Origin of the sequence: Prevotella sp. oral taxon 299 str. F0039 (assembly GCF_000163055.2) — a bacterium.
Lineage (GTDB): Bacteria > Bacteroidota > Bacteroidia > Bacteroidales > Bacteroidaceae > Prevotella.
Genome location: NC_022124.1, coordinates 154,013 through 167,240 on the forward strand (window position 1 = coordinate 154,013; position 13,228 = coordinate 167,240).

Below are 13,228 nucleotides of genomic sequence, written 5' to 3' on the forward strand. Positions count from 1 at the left end.
AAAAAGAACAATGAAGAAAATTATTTTATCAATGGCTATGCTTGCCATGGTGGGAGCAACAGCCACAGCACAGGAAAATAATGATGGTCTGACACCAAGCCGTCCGCTTACTTCTGGAGAGCTCTTTCAAGGTATGAGCCGTGCCATACCAACGGGGCGTGTCGTACTGCCGTATGGTCTTGACATTACCTTTGACAAGACCGTGCATCTTATCTTCCCTTCTGCCATTCGCTATGTAGACTTAGGTTCACAGAATATCATTGCAGGGAAGGCGGAGGATGCAGAGAACGTACTACGTGTAAAGGCTTCGGTGAAGGACTTTGAAACGGAAACCAATATGAGTGTCATCTGTGAGGATGGCTCATTTTACGCTTTTAATGTAAAATATGCCGATGAGCCGGAGAAGCTCAGCATAGAGATGAAGGACTTCTTGTCACCAACGAACGGACGCCTGCCAAGCAACCGCTCTGACATTTACTTTAAGGAACTTGGTAATGAGTCGCCCGTATTAGTAAAGCTGATGATGCAGACTATCTATCAGAATGACAGACGCTGCATCAAGCACATTGGTGCACAGCAGTTCGGTATGAAGTTCCTGCTTCGTGGCTTGTACGCCCATAATGGCTTGCTGTATTTCCACACTCGTATGGAAAACAGCACGAACATGCCATACTCTGTGGATTTTATCACATTCAAGGTGATCGATAAGAAGATGGCAAAGCGCACCGCCATACAAGAGCAAATATTGCAGCCACTTCGTGCCTATCATCAGGTGATGCAGGTGCGTGGCATGGGTAGTGAACACACTGTGTTTGCGCTCGAGCAGTTTTCTCTTGCAGAAGACAAGCAGCTTGAAGTGACGCTCTATGAAAGAAATGGCGGTCGTACACTGACTTTTTATGTAACGGCAGAAGACCTGCAGCTGGCAAAGAAGATTGATAACCTCAAACTGAAATGGTAGACATTATGAAGAAGAAAATCATTTTATCGGTTTGTGCAGCGGTGGCAATGGCTTTTAGCTTGCCATCTCAGGCACAGAGACTGATACCCAAGCAAAGGGGAATAGAGGTCGTAGGGAGTGTTCCACTTATCAAGGGTGAGAAACTCTTTACAGGTAATAATTTCGGTGTAGGCATATCGCTTACCCGTTATCTCAAAAAGGAGAACTACACCTTTGTTATGGCAGAGTATGAACAGCAGAATATGCCGTACAGAAGTTATAACGTAAAACTCAAGGATGCACTATTGCAGGTGGGCTATATGCACCCTGTTCTTTCCGATAGAGGTAAGAACGTGTTTCTTTATGGTGGCATATCCGCTTTGGGTGGCTATGAGCAACTGAACGAGGACAAAAGGCTACTGCCCGATGGGGCGACGCTGCTCGACCGCTCCCGCTTTGTCTATGGCGGTGCCGTGCATGGCTCGGTGGAAGTGTTCCTTACTGACAGGGTTCTTTTTCTTGTAAAGGCACAGGGGCGGTTGCTCTTCGGCTCTGACGTACATCGTTTTCGTCTGGCTGTTTCTGCAGGACTAAGGTTTAACTTTTAAGTAGAAGAAAAGATGAAGAAGATATTGAATACTATTTGGGTAATGGGCGTGCTGTCCCTTGCCGTGTTTTGCCTATCTGCTTGTGATAGGGATTTGGATGTTCAGCAGTCTTATCCGTTTACGGTGGAGACGATGCCGGTTCAGAAGGACATCATAAGGGGGCAGACAGCTGAGATACGCTGCACGCTCAAGCGAGGCGGTGAGTTTGCCGACACTCGCTATACGATACGTTATTTCCAGTCTGACGGCAAGGGCTTACTAAGAAATGATAACGGCACTGTCTTTAAGCCGAATGACCGCTATCCGCTCACAAAGAATGTGTTCCGCCTGTATTACACTTCGCTCTCATCTGACCGCCAAACAATTGATGTATATGTGGAGGATAGTTTCGGTAAGGTTCAGCAGCTGACCTTTAGTTTTAACAACGAGCGAGAAGAGGGCAAGGATAAGCCTGCATCTTCTCGCCACTAAAAGCGTAATTGATGCGAACGATAAATTCTTTCATTTTACTTTGTGTATTCTGCCTGTTCTGTCAGCCGACCCTTGCCCAGCGCAGGGTGCGGCTGGCAGACTTGCCACCTTTTGAGCGTGCAGTAGTTGTTGTGAAATATTTTGAGGGACTGCACGGCTGGAAGAATTATCCGTATGTTGGGTATGGGCATCAGCTGCAACGGGGAGAGTACTTTACGGCAGATATGACGGAACGGCAGGCAGATTCCCTGCTCCGTGCCGACCTTTGGAAATGCTTTGAACATTTCAAGGGATATGGCAAGGATGCGCTGCTGCTAACCTTGCTTGCCTACAATGTGGGCGTGGGGAGGTTGCTCGGCTATGGCAAGCATCCCAAAAGCCGACTGCTGCGAAAAATAGAGGCTGGGGATAGGAACTTCTATCGGGAGTATGTTTCGTTCTGCCTATACAAGGGTAAGGTCCTGAAAGGTTTGGTAAAACGAAGACAGGTGGAGTTTGCTCTATTCTACATATTGTAATTATTGAACGCCGTAATATTTTACTTAAGAGAAAATTACTTTCAACCAAATTCATGAAAAATCATCTAGGGCATTGCGAGATTAAATATTTAGTATTACATTTGCAAACAAAAAGTATATATCCGTACCAAAACACTATGTATACACCAGCAAAATTGACAGAATACAGAAGTAAATATAATGTTTCATGGGCCAAACAGTTACCAGACGATACGCCTCCTGAAGATGTCGTAGTTGCATATGACAAAGAATCTTTATTTCGTCTAATTCAAGAAGAAGGTGTCATGACAGAGGATGATTTAAAACCTCATACAGAGCTGTATCCACAGAGAAATTTTGGTAACAAACTATGGCAAGCATCTGGATTATCTTCACTTTGCACATTGAAAGATGCCCGTTCTATGGCAAAACTTCCTTTCTTGAAACATTTGCATGGAATTGCAGAAATAACAATGTGCCCAGAATATGGTGTAATGCTAAAAACCCCGAGTTATAGCTGTGGAAATCATTATACTTGGTGGCATACAACATTATTTGATTTAAACAAAGCGGAAATCCAATATAGAGAAATAAATCTTCAACCGAAAGCAATATGATTCAATTAAAATTTATAGAGGTCATTGTTTTCTATGAGATACCACAAGTTTTCGTAGCGACAGATATTTTTGGTGCAAATTATTTGTGCCTATTATATCCGCATGATGATGAATCGTGTTATAAATATCTCGCTGTAAGGATTAGTGAAAAACGTTTGAACCTATTTAAAGGCCAGATAATAGATTTATTGTCTATATATAAAAATCCAGAGGATAATAGTTATTTTGATGTAGCTGTGAGAGATGCAAATGATATTATAGCCACCCCCCTTGAAGCTATTAATATACAACCATCTATGTTACCAGATGAAGGCTTTTTCTGTAATTATGACGCAATTGATAATGAAGAGTTAATCTCGGGTTCTTTGCAAAATGGGAAAGTAATGTCTTGTATAGCATTCAGTGACATTGATAATTCTCATAACATAGATGTTAATGTTTTAACAAATGCTTTGGACAGATACCAAGCTATGATACGTAACTGCCACATTAAAAGGTTTGGCAAACAACATGCCTCTGAAGCAAATATGAGAGCTTGTGCATTAAAGGCCGCATCTTTTGATGTACTCTTTATTCTAAATGAAACGTTTGATTTGTTTGGAGAAGCATCAAGGATATCATCTACTTTACAGAAAATTGACGAAATATTTGCAATAGGCTCGACAGATGGATTAAAAGAAAAATTTGAAGATTTACAGGGACATACATTAAGCAGTATGCGCTCTTTTTTACAAGTCTTAGAAACAAATAATTTGTCTTTTAAACATAAATGGGTTACATCGATATTAGAGAAAAGTATCTCAGGTTCTACTATATCATTAAATGCAATTTCAAGAGTATATGATTATTTAAATGCACACACAGAATTAGAGGAAGTTATAACCGAATTTATTGGTTATTTTGCTTCTGGTACAGTTTTAAGTAATGGTAAATGGGTTTTTATCTATGATAAAAAGAAAATAACAGGTACAACAGATGAATCTAATATTCTAAATGGAATAACATTAGGAGAACAACATCAATATAAAATAAAATGTATTGAATATCAGAATACAAATAATATATCAACAAAACTTAAAACAACATATAAGCTTATAGAATGTACAGAAATATAAAAACAGGGGGATGGTACTTTGCCATGCCCCTTCTTATTCCTGTAGCTCATTACAAAGAATATCTTATAATTTAAACTTTTAATTGTTTGCGACTTTCTTTTGCTTCTTTGCTTTGGTCGCCTACTCGTTCAAAGAGAAAGAAAAGAAGCCACGCAAATTTTGGCTTGCGTGGCTTTTGCTATTATTCAGAACACTATTTCTGCACTTTCGTTATTCTACTTATGCGTTTGTTGGGATGTCTGTCAAAAGCCCACGACTTGTTGAGAGCATTGCTCGAAAAATTTATTTCATCATCAGGCAAAGTGCTGTGAATGCCTCCACCCATAATCAACCCACAATTTTGCAGGACTTTTTGCCGTGCGTCTTCCTTGCTCTCCGCAACCACATCAAACACTCCATCGAAGATGTATTGCGTCTGTACTCTGTAAACTTTCTTCTTCATAATCTTAAAATTCAACCTTTAACAATCTGTATTCCTTTGGCTCTCCATTGGATAATTTTCGGTGGGTGAGCCAAAAATGGTGTGCGCCATAGCCGTATGCAAAGAACTTATCAAGTTCTGTTTCTTCAGCTATTTTGTTGATAGCTGACCTTAACTCCTTTTTGTTGTCGGATAAGGTTATCGCATTAATCACCCTAATGAGAATATGCGGTATCTCATCCGTCCAATTGTAGATAATGTTTTCAATCTCTGTCTTCATATCTCTGATAATTTAATGGTTCATACTTTATGCTGTCGCTTTCATTCTTCGGCTTATAAGACCTCGATTAGCGTTGACAAGGTTTACTATCTGCTCGTGGTATTCAGTATTCTTGTTGCATACCCCACGACTTTGCACCACTTCCAAAGTTCGTAAAGACATTTCAATGGTTTCTATTCTCTTGCCTTCAATGGTAGCCGAAAGGATAAGGGAGTCTTCCTTAAGGTAGTATGCATTAGAAAATACGCAATGGTGCATTGATACACCTTCTTCCAAATGTTCCTGCACGCTCTCTAATACGTGGACTTGGATAGTGCCGTCCGTGAAACAGATACCGAAAAACTTGGATTTGAGTTCCTTGAAACGCTTTTCGTCTTCCATAGCTTTTTTCTGCTTCTGTTCTATCTCTTCTCTTTCACGCACTCTGAGAAGTTCCTCGTGCCTGCGGTCGTGTTCGCCTTTAAGGTCTGTTGGGCATAAATATTTTGGATTATGAATATCCTTTCCTAATCTTCTAAGTGTATCTACATAATCATTCCAAAGAGAAATGTCTGCTATCTCATAGCCGTTACGGACTGCAATCTTGTAGGACTGCCATCGTTCCTCAAAAGACTTCTTGTTACTAAGAAAGTAACGTAAATGGTCTGTGCTACCTGCCTTTAGTAATGTTTCCACACGGCTGTCTGTAAGCAATGCAGGAATAAGTTGGGTAGGCACGATGCCATAGAAATTATCCTTAAAACCATTTCTGCGAAGTATGTCTGTAACCTTGAACTTCGGATATATGGGTGAGTAGGCAATATGCTGATAGGCTTCATTATCGTTGCGTATCGCCATAGGACTATAATAGGAAAAGGTATCAACATAGTGTCCCAATACCCTCTGTATGGCAACCACAGCTTTTCGTCCCTGCGTATTCCACCAATATTGCCCAATCTCAATTATAGAAGTCTGTGCTTTGTAACCTTTCTCCATACCCACAATAAGTAGGAACATACGCAATACTTGAAACTCTCCACAAGTGGTAAGTAGGGTGAAATACTGCTTCTGCTGCAACTTGCGCTCGTATGTTTCCTTGATCTGCAACTTTGCCCTGCAATGAGGGCAAGTGCAAGTTTCTCTATGTTTGTTCATTATCCAACTATGCCCACAATCCATACAAGTAGTGCGACCTTTTGGCAAGCGGTAGGCAAAGTGGTCTATGCACTCACGGAATGCCCACTTACTTTGTGTCTTGGTTATTGGGCGAAGATGCTTGCTTTGTCCCAAAACTGCCTTTTCAAATTTGTTTCTCGGTTTCATAGGCTTAAAAATCGAATAGTGATGGTTGTACTTGGGTTGCTATATTCTCGGTCTTTTTCACTCGTGCGTTACGGCTCTGTAACTTGGCAAGTTCCTCACGCTGATATTGCTTAATGGCTTCCTGCCTTGCTTCGGCTTTTTCTTCCTCCGTTAGTTCCACAACGTGATTAACGGCAACTTGGCAAGAAATAGCCTTACCCACCTCTATATCGTCTTCATCATAGTAGTGAACAGCCATTGAGAAAATTTCATCATCATCAAAGCCGTTGCAACCGCTTTTCTGCACTTCATTAAGAATGTAGGTGATGCACTCCTCGATATTCTTGTTCGGTTTCATCAAGTTAGGAGCAAACAAAGGGTCTGCCATAGCACGCTGATTGAGATACTCGGCTATTGTCCGTGTGAAATGTTCTGTACCTTTCATTGTCGTATAAGTTTTGATGTTATTAATACTTGGGAATTTCTACTATTTGATTGATGCGCCCATATAGGTAGGCTCTTAGGCTTGTTCTGTCGGGTGCGTAATACTCTGTCCATTGTCCGTACTGATTGACAAGGTATTTCTTCAGCACGTCAAAGAAGTCAAAGCGATAGCCTTGCAGTGGAACGGCTGTACGGAAATAGGTATTAGAGTTCACCGCTTCACATAGCCAATTCTTTTCCTCACGGCTCATACACTCACCACGATTGAGTTCCACACGTAGGAGATATACTTTGCTATTACAAAGGCTCTCCAAAGGGGGAACGTCCCATTGTACAAACTTAATTGCCAACACTTGCTCACTTTTTTCAGCCGTAGGGTTAATGCGGTAATGAGAGGAGGAGCTATATCCTTTTCTGTTCATCGAAGATGTTGTATTTACTTTTTGCTTATCCATAGCGACATTTTTTTATGCGTCCAAAGATCGGAGTATGCTGATTCCTTTTTGTAGCAAAATAGAGGTAGCGGGGCGGGCTTGCACAAGGTTTTGGCGGAAAATACAACCCGTAGGTGTGGAGATTTTCCAGACAAACCAAGCGGCTTAGGACCTTGGGAAAGCCACAAGCCCCGTACTACCTTTGCGGATAAAAAGGGAACAGCATCCGTCTTCTTCATTTCGCATATTGTGGAGCATTGGAAAGGAAGCGAAAGTGCAACGCCCATAGTGGAAAATAGAAAAGGTGGCTATCTCAAAATGCGAGATAACCACCTGATGAAATAGCATGAAAGTTTTTACAGAGCTATGCTTCTCAAAGCACGCATAGTAGGATAGCACAGAGTATCGCCAGCCAGAAGAGAATGCTCAGCAGCGTAAATGTTACTTTTAGAATTACCCTGACTATAAAGCGTAGTATCAGAAAGCCTGCAATGACAGAGACGGCAATTACGACTTGCGGCGTTACCATCTTCGAGATAAGCCAAATGACACCGATAACGACGGAAAGCAGGATAGCGAGTTCGATGAAGCGTGTCCAAGAGAAGCGGCGGACTTGCTTGGGAGGATTCGGCTGCTGTTTGATATTATCGGTTTTGTTCGATGCGTCTGCCTTGATGAAGGCAGGTGTGTGAACGTCTTGATTCATGATGATTGTATTCATATCGGAGCTTTTAATAGTTTCAAGAGCAATAACAAGATGCTCTGGCTACACAAAAACAAGTGTTTGTACAAACTCTTGGCGTGTGGAGTGGAGCATTTATCTTGGCTCTTGACACTACAAAAGTTCCCGATGGTGCTACATCAAGTCATGTTCTCACTATCGGCGGTTGGCAGACCATTGACCTCAATGATCAGAACGATTGTCCCTGTCAGTTCAGTGTAGAGTTTCTCATACTCTGGAGTTGCGCCAAAGTCGTCTGTTAGTTCATACTTGTCGAAAACGCTTTGCACAGCTTTATTCTTCAGAAGCATTGGTGTTAATCTTTCTGGAAGAGGAGAAGGGAGTTCTTTCTCGAACTCATTCTCTAAGACAGATATAAGCGTGTCATACTTGGAAAAGTGCAAACCTTGGTATAAGACTTCACTTGCCATTGTCTCAGCTTCTGGGTGAGAAAAACCTTGTGCTATAGCATTGCAGTAAGTTGTCAATGCTTCGTCTGCACGAGCTGTTATAAACGTATTTTCATTCATTCTCTCTGGAAAATGTTCTCCGAGATACGCTTCCAACTTCAAACGGAAGTAGGAAAGCTCTTTCTTTGTTGTTTTCATATTTTTATTGATTAGATTGTACTATTCTTTTTCGTGTAATACTGTTTAGTTACTTTAGTTGCTGGCGAATTTACAAAATTGAATTTATCTAATTTTCTGGACACCATAAGCATATCATTCTCTATTTTCTTGTTTGTTATGCGAGCATAAAGTTGTGTAGTGGTAATACTCGAATGTCCTAACATCTTTGATACAGACTCAACAGGAACACCTTTGGTAAGCATCATTGTTGCAAAAGTATGTCGAGCCATGTGAAAAGTAAGGTTCTTATTGATACCACAAACATCTGCAATCTCCTTCAGATAAGAGTTCATTCGTTGATTACTGAGAATGGGTATAAGTCTGCCATTTTTAGCACAGCCTGCATATTTCTCTATGATCATTTTTGGAATATCAAGAAGAAGGATATGACTTAGTGTATCGGTTTTCTTTCTTGCCGTAACTATCCACTGTTTTCCATCCATTGTAATTATATTGTCAGCTGTAAGGTTGGCTACATCAACATAAGCTAAACCTGTAAAACATGAAAACAAAAATATGTCTCGAACATTGACCAGTCGTTGCGTAGCAAATTCTTTATGCATAATAGTATCAATCTCTTCATCTGTAAGAAATCCCCGATCCACACGCTTGGTCTTAAAGTGGATGTTGAGAAAAGGATCATGATTGAACACACCAGCCTTACGTCCAAATATGATGACTGTTTTGAATGTTTTTAAGGTTTTAATAGCTGTGTTAAAACTTTGTCCCACTATTGTTCGAAGATAAACATCAAAATCATGAATAACGATAGGTGTAAGTTCAATGGCATTAAGATCTGTTCGGGCATATTTTATTTCAAGAAAGTGAGTAAAGTGGCGCTTACATATATCAAACTTGCGATAGTTTGCCTTACTTACACCACAGCCTATTTGTGCATACATATCATTATTGTATTTGGTAAACAATGAGAGTACGGTTTCCATGGCCTCCCGCTTGCCCAAATATTCAGACTTAATCCGTTCTAAACTTAACTCTTCAGAAAATTCCAAGCGCTGGAATATTACCTGAAGGTCAGTGCTAATGCTCGTCAACTGGGCATTGGTAGCCAAGGTCTCCTTAGTTCTTCCTCGTACTTTACCCAATGTACTGTCCCACATTTCTGGGTCAACGCTAACCCCCGTTGTTCCGAGAGCTACTCTTTCTCCATTAAGATGAAAACGCATCATAACTGACGCTTTTCCTTCCTTGTTTAAATAATTGCTTCGTAAATAGAAGCTTGTTCTAAAAATACTCTTCATAGTTATAGGTTTTTGATGCAGAAGTAAAGGTGTGTTTCTGTTCCTGTTTTGGTGAGTAACACATTTTTTTATATCTGCAAAGTTCGACATAATTCTTTGAATAACAATGAAGTATGCGGTATCTATGTGTACTCTGTATGGTATCACTGGCTACAATTTTAGAAAGATGATTTTTCCTGTAGCCATATTGTAGCCAGTTGGGAATATTTTGAGCGACTTGGTGATATCTGTATGTACCCCCAAATAGGGATATATATAAACAAATAATCGCCGTAACTCATTGAGATTACGACGATTATCTGATTTAATCAATTTCCTAAAAACTCTTGATTAGAGTACATCAAGTGGAGCTGGTGGGTTTCGAACCCACGTCCAAACAGGGAAATACTATGCTTTCTACACGTTTATTTCGGCCTTCATTTGTCAGATTATAACAAGACCCGAACCACCAATTATAACCTTAGTCTTTAAAGTTTCATCTAAAAATCAAGACCTTTTTAGACTATTTCCGATTTTTCTGCACCACTGAATCCATTGATTCGGAACCACATCTTTGGAGTAATGTCTCGTTCCATTACCTTGTAACGGAATAAAGCTAGTAATCTACTATACTTCGATTAAGCAGCGAGAGCGTAGTTATTTTCGCCAATTAATTTTTTGATAACTGATATTTAAGAGCCAGCTAACGAAGCTCTACGTGCTTACACACCATCTCATCCCGCTGTCAAATCCAGTCAGCCCCATTATAAAAGGGTGTCGATGCGTGTTTAATATGTATTCTTTTACGAAGTTAATATGGCTATTTTTAGTCCTTTTCCTAATATAAAGCTACGTTTTTTCGCTAATAATACGATGCAAAGATATAAAATAAAAATAGAAAAATACAATAAAGCATTGCTTTTATCGCATTTTTCTATCTTATAATTCACGTTTTGAAACAACATAAATCTATCTTTCGATGTTTCTTTTTACATCGAAAAGCAATTTAAAATGTTATCTTATTGGAAAGATAACAATATCTCTTTGAATATTTTTATGCTTTGATATCGTTCAGACTTTCGTCTCTTTCAAACACCTTTTTTACGAAAGAACAAACTGGAACAACTTTTATTTGTTCTGCTCTTGCATATTGAACAAGAGCTTTTATCAATTCTTTTCCAAATCCTTTTCCTTTATGTTCTTCTCCAACTCGAGTGTGTTCTGCCACTAAATTATGGTTATCGTCAAAGACATAGGTTAATTCTCCTGCATAAATATCATTCTCATAAAGAGCGAAACGACCTTCGTTTGCTTGCTTTTCGTTTTCTATTCTAATCATATTGTAAATTTATTTGTTACGTTATTTCTATTATATAAATGTGTATCGATACTGATGTTTGAGGTGCAAACACCTATTATCAGGGTGCCGATTCAATTATTTCAGAATAAGAGGGGATATCACTTAAAAACTGATAAGAATGATTCTCATAGTCCATTTTACAACAAAAATGTTGCAGTCCATTACTCACAATGAGATAGTCTACATGCAACAACATGTTATAAGTACTAATTTGGTCGAATACTTTTTGTGTTATTGTAATCGAAGGAGCTTTATATTCGATGATAACTTGGGGCTTTAGTGATGTGTTATACAAGATACTGTCTGCTCTAAGTTGCTTGTTTCCACACGAAAGACTCACCTCATTTGCAAGAAGTGGGGCAGGAAAGCCCTTCTCTTCGATAAGAAAATGTACGAAATGTTGGCGTACCCACTCTTCAGGAGTTAGCGAAACATATTTCTTTCGTAGCGAATCTAGTATCAAAGGATGCTCTTTTGTGCCCGACAATTTAATGTTGTATGATGGTAAATTTAATGGAATCATTTTATTAACTTTGCAAGATAGTGCAAAGATACTGTTATTTTGGTGTAGTAAGAAACTTTTTATCATTGCTTTTTTGCATAAAGATTGATTACTAAAAATAGAGTAGTGGTGTTTAGGTTGATGCACTATTTCGTTTTATATATATAATAATGTATGACTGAAAAGAAAAGTTCAATTCCTTTCGAAGACATCATGCGCCGTATAGAACAACGGCAATATTCACCTGTTTACATATTGATGGGAGACGAATCGTATTACATCGATCAGATAACAGATGCCATAGCAAACTCTGTTTTAAAGCCTGAAGAGCAGGATTTTAATCAAACAATTCTTTTTGGAGCAGATGTAACAGCAGCTCAAGTGGTAGATATTGCAAAGGGATACCCAATGATGTCGAGCCATAGAGTGGTGATTGTGAAAGAAGCGCAGAATGTAAAATCGCTCGATGCACTCGAAAAATATCTTGTAAATCCAATGCCTTCAACAATTTTAGTGTGGTGTCATAAAAATGGATTAATAGACAAACGCAAGAAAGTTGTATCGAAAGCAGAATCGGTTGGAATTGTCTTCGAAAGTAAGAAAAAACGAGATTACGAATTAAATACTTTCATTAACAAATATTTAAAAGAAAAAAATGTGCAAATAGATGACAAGTCTTCGGATATGATTGCTGAGCATGTTGGAGCAGATTTAAGTAGGTTAGTGTCTGAATTGGATAAAATCATTTTGTCGTTAGATAATCAAAATCGAATAATAACACCAGAAATGGTGGAGCAGAAGATTGGTATTAGTAAAGAATTTAATACGTTTGAACTTCGAAGTGCCATTATAAATAAAGATGTGTATAAGGCAAATCTCATTATCAACTATTTTGAGAAGAATCCTAAGTCGGGTTCTATATATGCCTTTCTACCGCTATTGTTCAGCTATTTTCAAAATCTAATGATTGCCTATTATGCTCCCAATAGGAGTAATGAAGCCGATGTTGCAAGGTTTTTAGAATTAAAATCGAGTTGGGCTGCCAAAGATTATATACTTGGAATGAGAAACTATTCGGGTGTAAAGGCAATGCAAATTATAGAGAAGATTAGAGAAGTTGATGCAAAAAGTAAAGGTTTAGATAATCCAAATACATCTGCAGATGAGCTAATGAAGGAGCTTTTATTCTTCATTTTACACTAAAATAGGGTAGTTTTTGCCCGTTTTATTCTAGAATTGAATTTTTAGTATACAGAAAAAATATACTACAAAGTGGCATAAACAAAGGGTTTTTGCCACTTTTTTTATGCTCATATTTTTCGTATTTCTCAGCAACTTTATCCTTGTTCGTTAATACTAAAGAAATGAAGAAAATGACTTCATTTTTCACTGCTCAATTTATTGTTAAGTTTTGTTTTGTATTTTGCTTTGTGAAGTTTGAAATGTAAATATACAATCTATCTTAATTTCTAAATCAACGTGATACTTTATTAATATAAATATGTAAATATTTACATATTGAAATGAAATGTAAATTCGCAAATCGATACTCTTTACAATTCGAGATGTAAATATATTCAGAGTGTAGCATAATGCAATAAGTTACTGAAAACCAATAATTTATTATCTGTTTACTATATCTTTTGATTTGGTTTAGTATGCAGTTTTGT

Annotated in this window: 18 protein-coding genes and 1 other RNA gene; 8 read left to right on the forward strand and 11 right to left on the reverse strand. The window is 38.6% G+C overall.

Annotation, left to right across the window (positions count from 1 at the left end; all coding sequences use genetic code 11):
* The first annotated feature begins 10 nt into the window (after positions 1 to 10).
* The 6 genes from traN to HMPREF0669_RS00590 all read left to right on the forward strand — a co-directional run bounded on the left by traN (position 11) and on the right by HMPREF0669_RS00590 (position 4,248).
* Complete coding sequence (gene traN, locus HMPREF0669_RS00565) at positions 11 to 961, forward strand: conjugative transposon protein TraN (protein WP_009229087.1); 951 nt, start codon at positions 11 to 13, stop codon at positions 959 to 961.
* Entirely contained in the window at positions 955 to 1,548 is a 594-nt protein-coding gene (locus tag HMPREF0669_RS00570) for a conjugal transfer protein TraO (protein ID WP_020967138.1), read from the forward strand. Before traN ends, HMPREF0669_RS00570 begins: the two co-directional genes overlap by 7 nt.
* 12 nt (positions 1,549 to 1,560) lie before the next feature.
* On the forward strand, positions 1,561 to 2,019 hold the full coding sequence (locus tag HMPREF0669_RS00575; RefSeq protein WP_009229085.1) for a DUF3872 domain-containing protein: 459 nt from the start codon (positions 1,561 to 1,563) through the stop codon (positions 2,017 to 2,019).
* Between the two features lie 11 nt (positions 2,020 to 2,030).
* Positions 2,031 to 2,537 (forward strand): hypothetical protein, encoded by a 507-nt coding sequence (locus HMPREF0669_RS00580; RefSeq protein WP_020967880.1) that lies wholly within the window; start codon positions 2,031 to 2,033, stop codon positions 2,535 to 2,537.
* Between the two features lie 137 nt (positions 2,538 to 2,674).
* Positions 2,675 to 3,133: a hypothetical protein gene (locus tag HMPREF0669_RS00585; protein ID WP_020967881.1), complete on the forward strand. Its 459-nt coding sequence runs from the start codon at positions 2,675 to 2,677 to the stop codon at positions 3,131 to 3,133.
* Entirely contained in the window at positions 3,130 to 4,248 is a 1,119-nt protein-coding gene (locus tag HMPREF0669_RS00590) for a DUF6575 domain-containing protein (RefSeq protein WP_009229030.1), read from the forward strand. Before HMPREF0669_RS00585 ends, HMPREF0669_RS00590 begins: the two co-directional genes overlap by 4 nt.
* Before the next feature lie 193 nt (positions 4,249 to 4,441).
* On the opposite strand, the gene HMPREF0669_RS00595 is transcribed toward HMPREF0669_RS00590, so the two are convergent.
* The 5 genes from HMPREF0669_RS00595 to HMPREF0669_RS00615 are packed head-to-tail and all read right to left on the reverse strand — an operon-like array spanning position 4,442 to position 7,129.
* On the reverse strand, positions 4,442 to 4,690 hold the full coding sequence (locus tag HMPREF0669_RS00595) for a hypothetical protein (protein ID WP_009229031.1): 249 nt from the start codon (positions 4,688 to 4,690) through the stop codon (positions 4,442 to 4,444).
* Between the two features lie 4 nt (positions 4,691 to 4,694).
* A complete protein-coding gene (locus tag HMPREF0669_RS00600) occupies positions 4,695 to 4,949 on the reverse strand; it encodes a hypothetical protein (protein ID WP_009229032.1) in 255 nt (84 codons plus the stop codon).
* Positions 4,950 to 4,976: 27 nt separating this feature from the next.
* Positions 4,977 to 6,251 carry a PcfJ domain-containing protein gene (locus tag HMPREF0669_RS00605; RefSeq protein ID WP_009229033.1) on the reverse strand — a complete coding sequence of 425 codons (1,275 nt, stop codon included), beginning with the start codon at positions 6,249 to 6,251 and terminating at the stop codon, positions 4,977 to 4,979.
* A gap of 4 nt (positions 6,252 to 6,255) precedes the next feature.
* Positions 6,256 to 6,675 carry a PcfK-like family protein gene (locus HMPREF0669_RS00610; RefSeq protein ID WP_009229034.1) on the reverse strand — a complete coding sequence of 140 codons (420 nt, stop codon included), beginning with the start codon at positions 6,673 to 6,675 and terminating at the stop codon, positions 6,256 to 6,258.
* Between the two features lie 22 nt (positions 6,676 to 6,697).
* Entirely contained in the window at positions 6,698 to 7,129 is a 432-nt protein-coding gene (locus tag HMPREF0669_RS00615) for a hypothetical protein (RefSeq protein ID WP_020967882.1), read from the reverse strand.
* A gap of 90 nt (positions 7,130 to 7,219) precedes the next feature.
* On the opposite strand from HMPREF0669_RS00615, the gene HMPREF0669_RS00620 reads away from it, so the two are divergent.
* Entirely contained in the window at positions 7,220 to 7,453 is a 234-nt protein-coding gene (locus tag HMPREF0669_RS00620) for a hypothetical protein (RefSeq protein ID WP_084704697.1), read from the forward strand.
* A 28-nt stretch (positions 7,454 to 7,481) separates the two neighbouring features.
* Here HMPREF0669_RS00620 and HMPREF0669_RS00625 read toward each other — a convergent pair whose 3' ends face one another.
* The 6 genes from HMPREF0669_RS00625 to HMPREF0669_RS00645 all read right to left on the reverse strand — a co-directional run bounded on the left by HMPREF0669_RS00625 (position 7,482) and on the right by HMPREF0669_RS00645 (position 11,579).
* Positions 7,482 to 7,829: a hypothetical protein gene (locus tag HMPREF0669_RS00625; protein ID WP_009229036.1), complete on the reverse strand. Its 348-nt coding sequence runs from the start codon at positions 7,827 to 7,829 to the stop codon at positions 7,482 to 7,484.
* A gap of 140 nt (positions 7,830 to 7,969) precedes the next feature.
* On the reverse strand, positions 7,970 to 8,437 hold the full coding sequence (locus HMPREF0669_RS00630; RefSeq protein ID WP_009229037.1) for a DUF1896 domain-containing protein: 468 nt from the start codon (positions 8,435 to 8,437) through the stop codon (positions 7,970 to 7,972).
* Between the two features lie 11 nt (positions 8,438 to 8,448).
* Entirely contained in the window at positions 8,449 to 9,717 is a 1,269-nt protein-coding gene (locus HMPREF0669_RS00635) for a site-specific integrase (protein ID WP_020967883.1), read from the reverse strand.
* Between the two features lie 342 nt (positions 9,718 to 10,059).
* Positions 10,060 to 10,459: a transfer-messenger RNA gene (gene ssrA / locus HMPREF0669_RS10015) on the reverse strand.
* A gap of 291 nt (positions 10,460 to 10,750) precedes the next feature.
* Positions 10,751 to 11,035 (reverse strand): GNAT family N-acetyltransferase, encoded by a 285-nt coding sequence (locus HMPREF0669_RS00640; protein ID WP_009229039.1) that lies wholly within the window; start codon positions 11,033 to 11,035, stop codon positions 10,751 to 10,753.
* A gap of 79 nt (positions 11,036 to 11,114) precedes the next feature.
* The gene (locus tag HMPREF0669_RS00645) at positions 11,115 to 11,579 is read right to left on the reverse strand and encodes a type I restriction enzyme HsdR N-terminal domain-containing protein (protein ID WP_009229040.1); all 465 of its coding nucleotides are present in this window, start codon (positions 11,577 to 11,579) and stop codon (positions 11,115 to 11,117) included.
* A 153-nt stretch (positions 11,580 to 11,732) separates the two neighbouring features.
* Between HMPREF0669_RS00645 and holA the strand changes: the two genes are divergently transcribed.
* Complete coding sequence (holA, locus tag HMPREF0669_RS00650) at positions 11,733 to 12,761, forward strand: DNA polymerase III subunit delta (RefSeq protein WP_009229041.1); 1,029 nt, start codon at positions 11,733 to 11,735, stop codon at positions 12,759 to 12,761.
* Positions 12,762 to 13,228: the final 467 nt, after the last annotated feature.

What these genes read in the sequence shown, in the direction of transcription:
- traN (WP_009229087.1), top strand. Translation starts at nt 11, where the DNA reads ATGAAGAAAATTATTTTATCAATGGCTATGCTTGCCATGGTGGGAGCA.
- HMPREF0669_RS00570 (WP_020967138.1), top strand. Translation starts at nt 955, where the DNA reads ATGGTAGACATTATGAAGAAGAAAATCATTTTATCGGTTTGTGCAGCG.
- HMPREF0669_RS00575 (WP_009229085.1), top strand. Translation starts at nt 1,561, where the DNA reads ATGAAGAAGATATTGAATACTATTTGGGTAATGGGCGTGCTGTCCCTT.
- HMPREF0669_RS00580 (WP_020967880.1), top strand. Translation starts at nt 2,031, where the DNA reads ATGCGAACGATAAATTCTTTCATTTTACTTTGTGTATTCTGCCTGTTC.
- HMPREF0669_RS00585 (WP_020967881.1), top strand. Translation starts at nt 2,675, where the DNA reads ATGTATACACCAGCAAAATTGACAGAATACAGAAGTAAATATAATGTT.
- HMPREF0669_RS00590 (WP_009229030.1), top strand. Translation starts at nt 3,130, where the DNA reads ATGATTCAATTAAAATTTATAGAGGTCATTGTTTTCTATGAGATACCA.
- HMPREF0669_RS00595 (WP_009229031.1), bottom strand. Translation starts at nt 4,690, where the DNA reads ATGAAGAAGAAAGTTTACAGAGTACAGACGCAATACATCTTCGATGGA.
- HMPREF0669_RS00600 (WP_009229032.1), bottom strand. Translation starts at nt 4,949, where the DNA reads ATGAAGACAGAGATTGAAAACATTATCTACAATTGGACGGATGAGATA.
- HMPREF0669_RS00605 (WP_009229033.1), bottom strand. Translation starts at nt 6,251, where the DNA reads ATGAAACCGAGAAACAAATTTGAAAAGGCAGTTTTGGGACAAAGCAAG.
- HMPREF0669_RS00610 (WP_009229034.1), bottom strand. Translation starts at nt 6,675, where the DNA reads ATGAAAGGTACAGAACATTTCACACGGACAATAGCCGAGTATCTCAAT.
- HMPREF0669_RS00615 (WP_020967882.1), bottom strand. Translation starts at nt 7,129, where the DNA reads ATGGATAAGCAAAAAGTAAATACAACATCTTCGATGAACAGAAAAGGA.
- HMPREF0669_RS00625 (WP_009229036.1), bottom strand. Translation starts at nt 7,829, where the DNA reads ATGAATACAATCATCATGAATCAAGACGTTCACACACCTGCCTTCATC.
- HMPREF0669_RS00630 (WP_009229037.1), bottom strand. Translation starts at nt 8,437, where the DNA reads ATGAAAACAACAAAGAAAGAGCTTTCCTACTTCCGTTTGAAGTTGGAA.
- HMPREF0669_RS00635 (WP_020967883.1), bottom strand. Translation starts at nt 9,717, where the DNA reads ATGAAGAGTATTTTTAGAACAAGCTTCTATTTACGAAGCAATTATTTA.
- HMPREF0669_RS00640 (WP_009229039.1), bottom strand. Translation starts at nt 11,035, where the DNA reads ATGATTAGAATAGAAAACGAAAAGCAAGCAAACGAAGGTCGTTTCGCT.
- HMPREF0669_RS00645 (WP_009229040.1), bottom strand. Translation starts at nt 11,579, where the DNA reads ATGATTCCATTAAATTTACCATCATACAACATTAAATTGTCGGGCACA.
- holA (WP_009229041.1), top strand. Translation starts at nt 11,733, where the DNA reads ATGACTGAAAAGAAAAGTTCAATTCCTTTCGAAGACATCATGCGCCGT.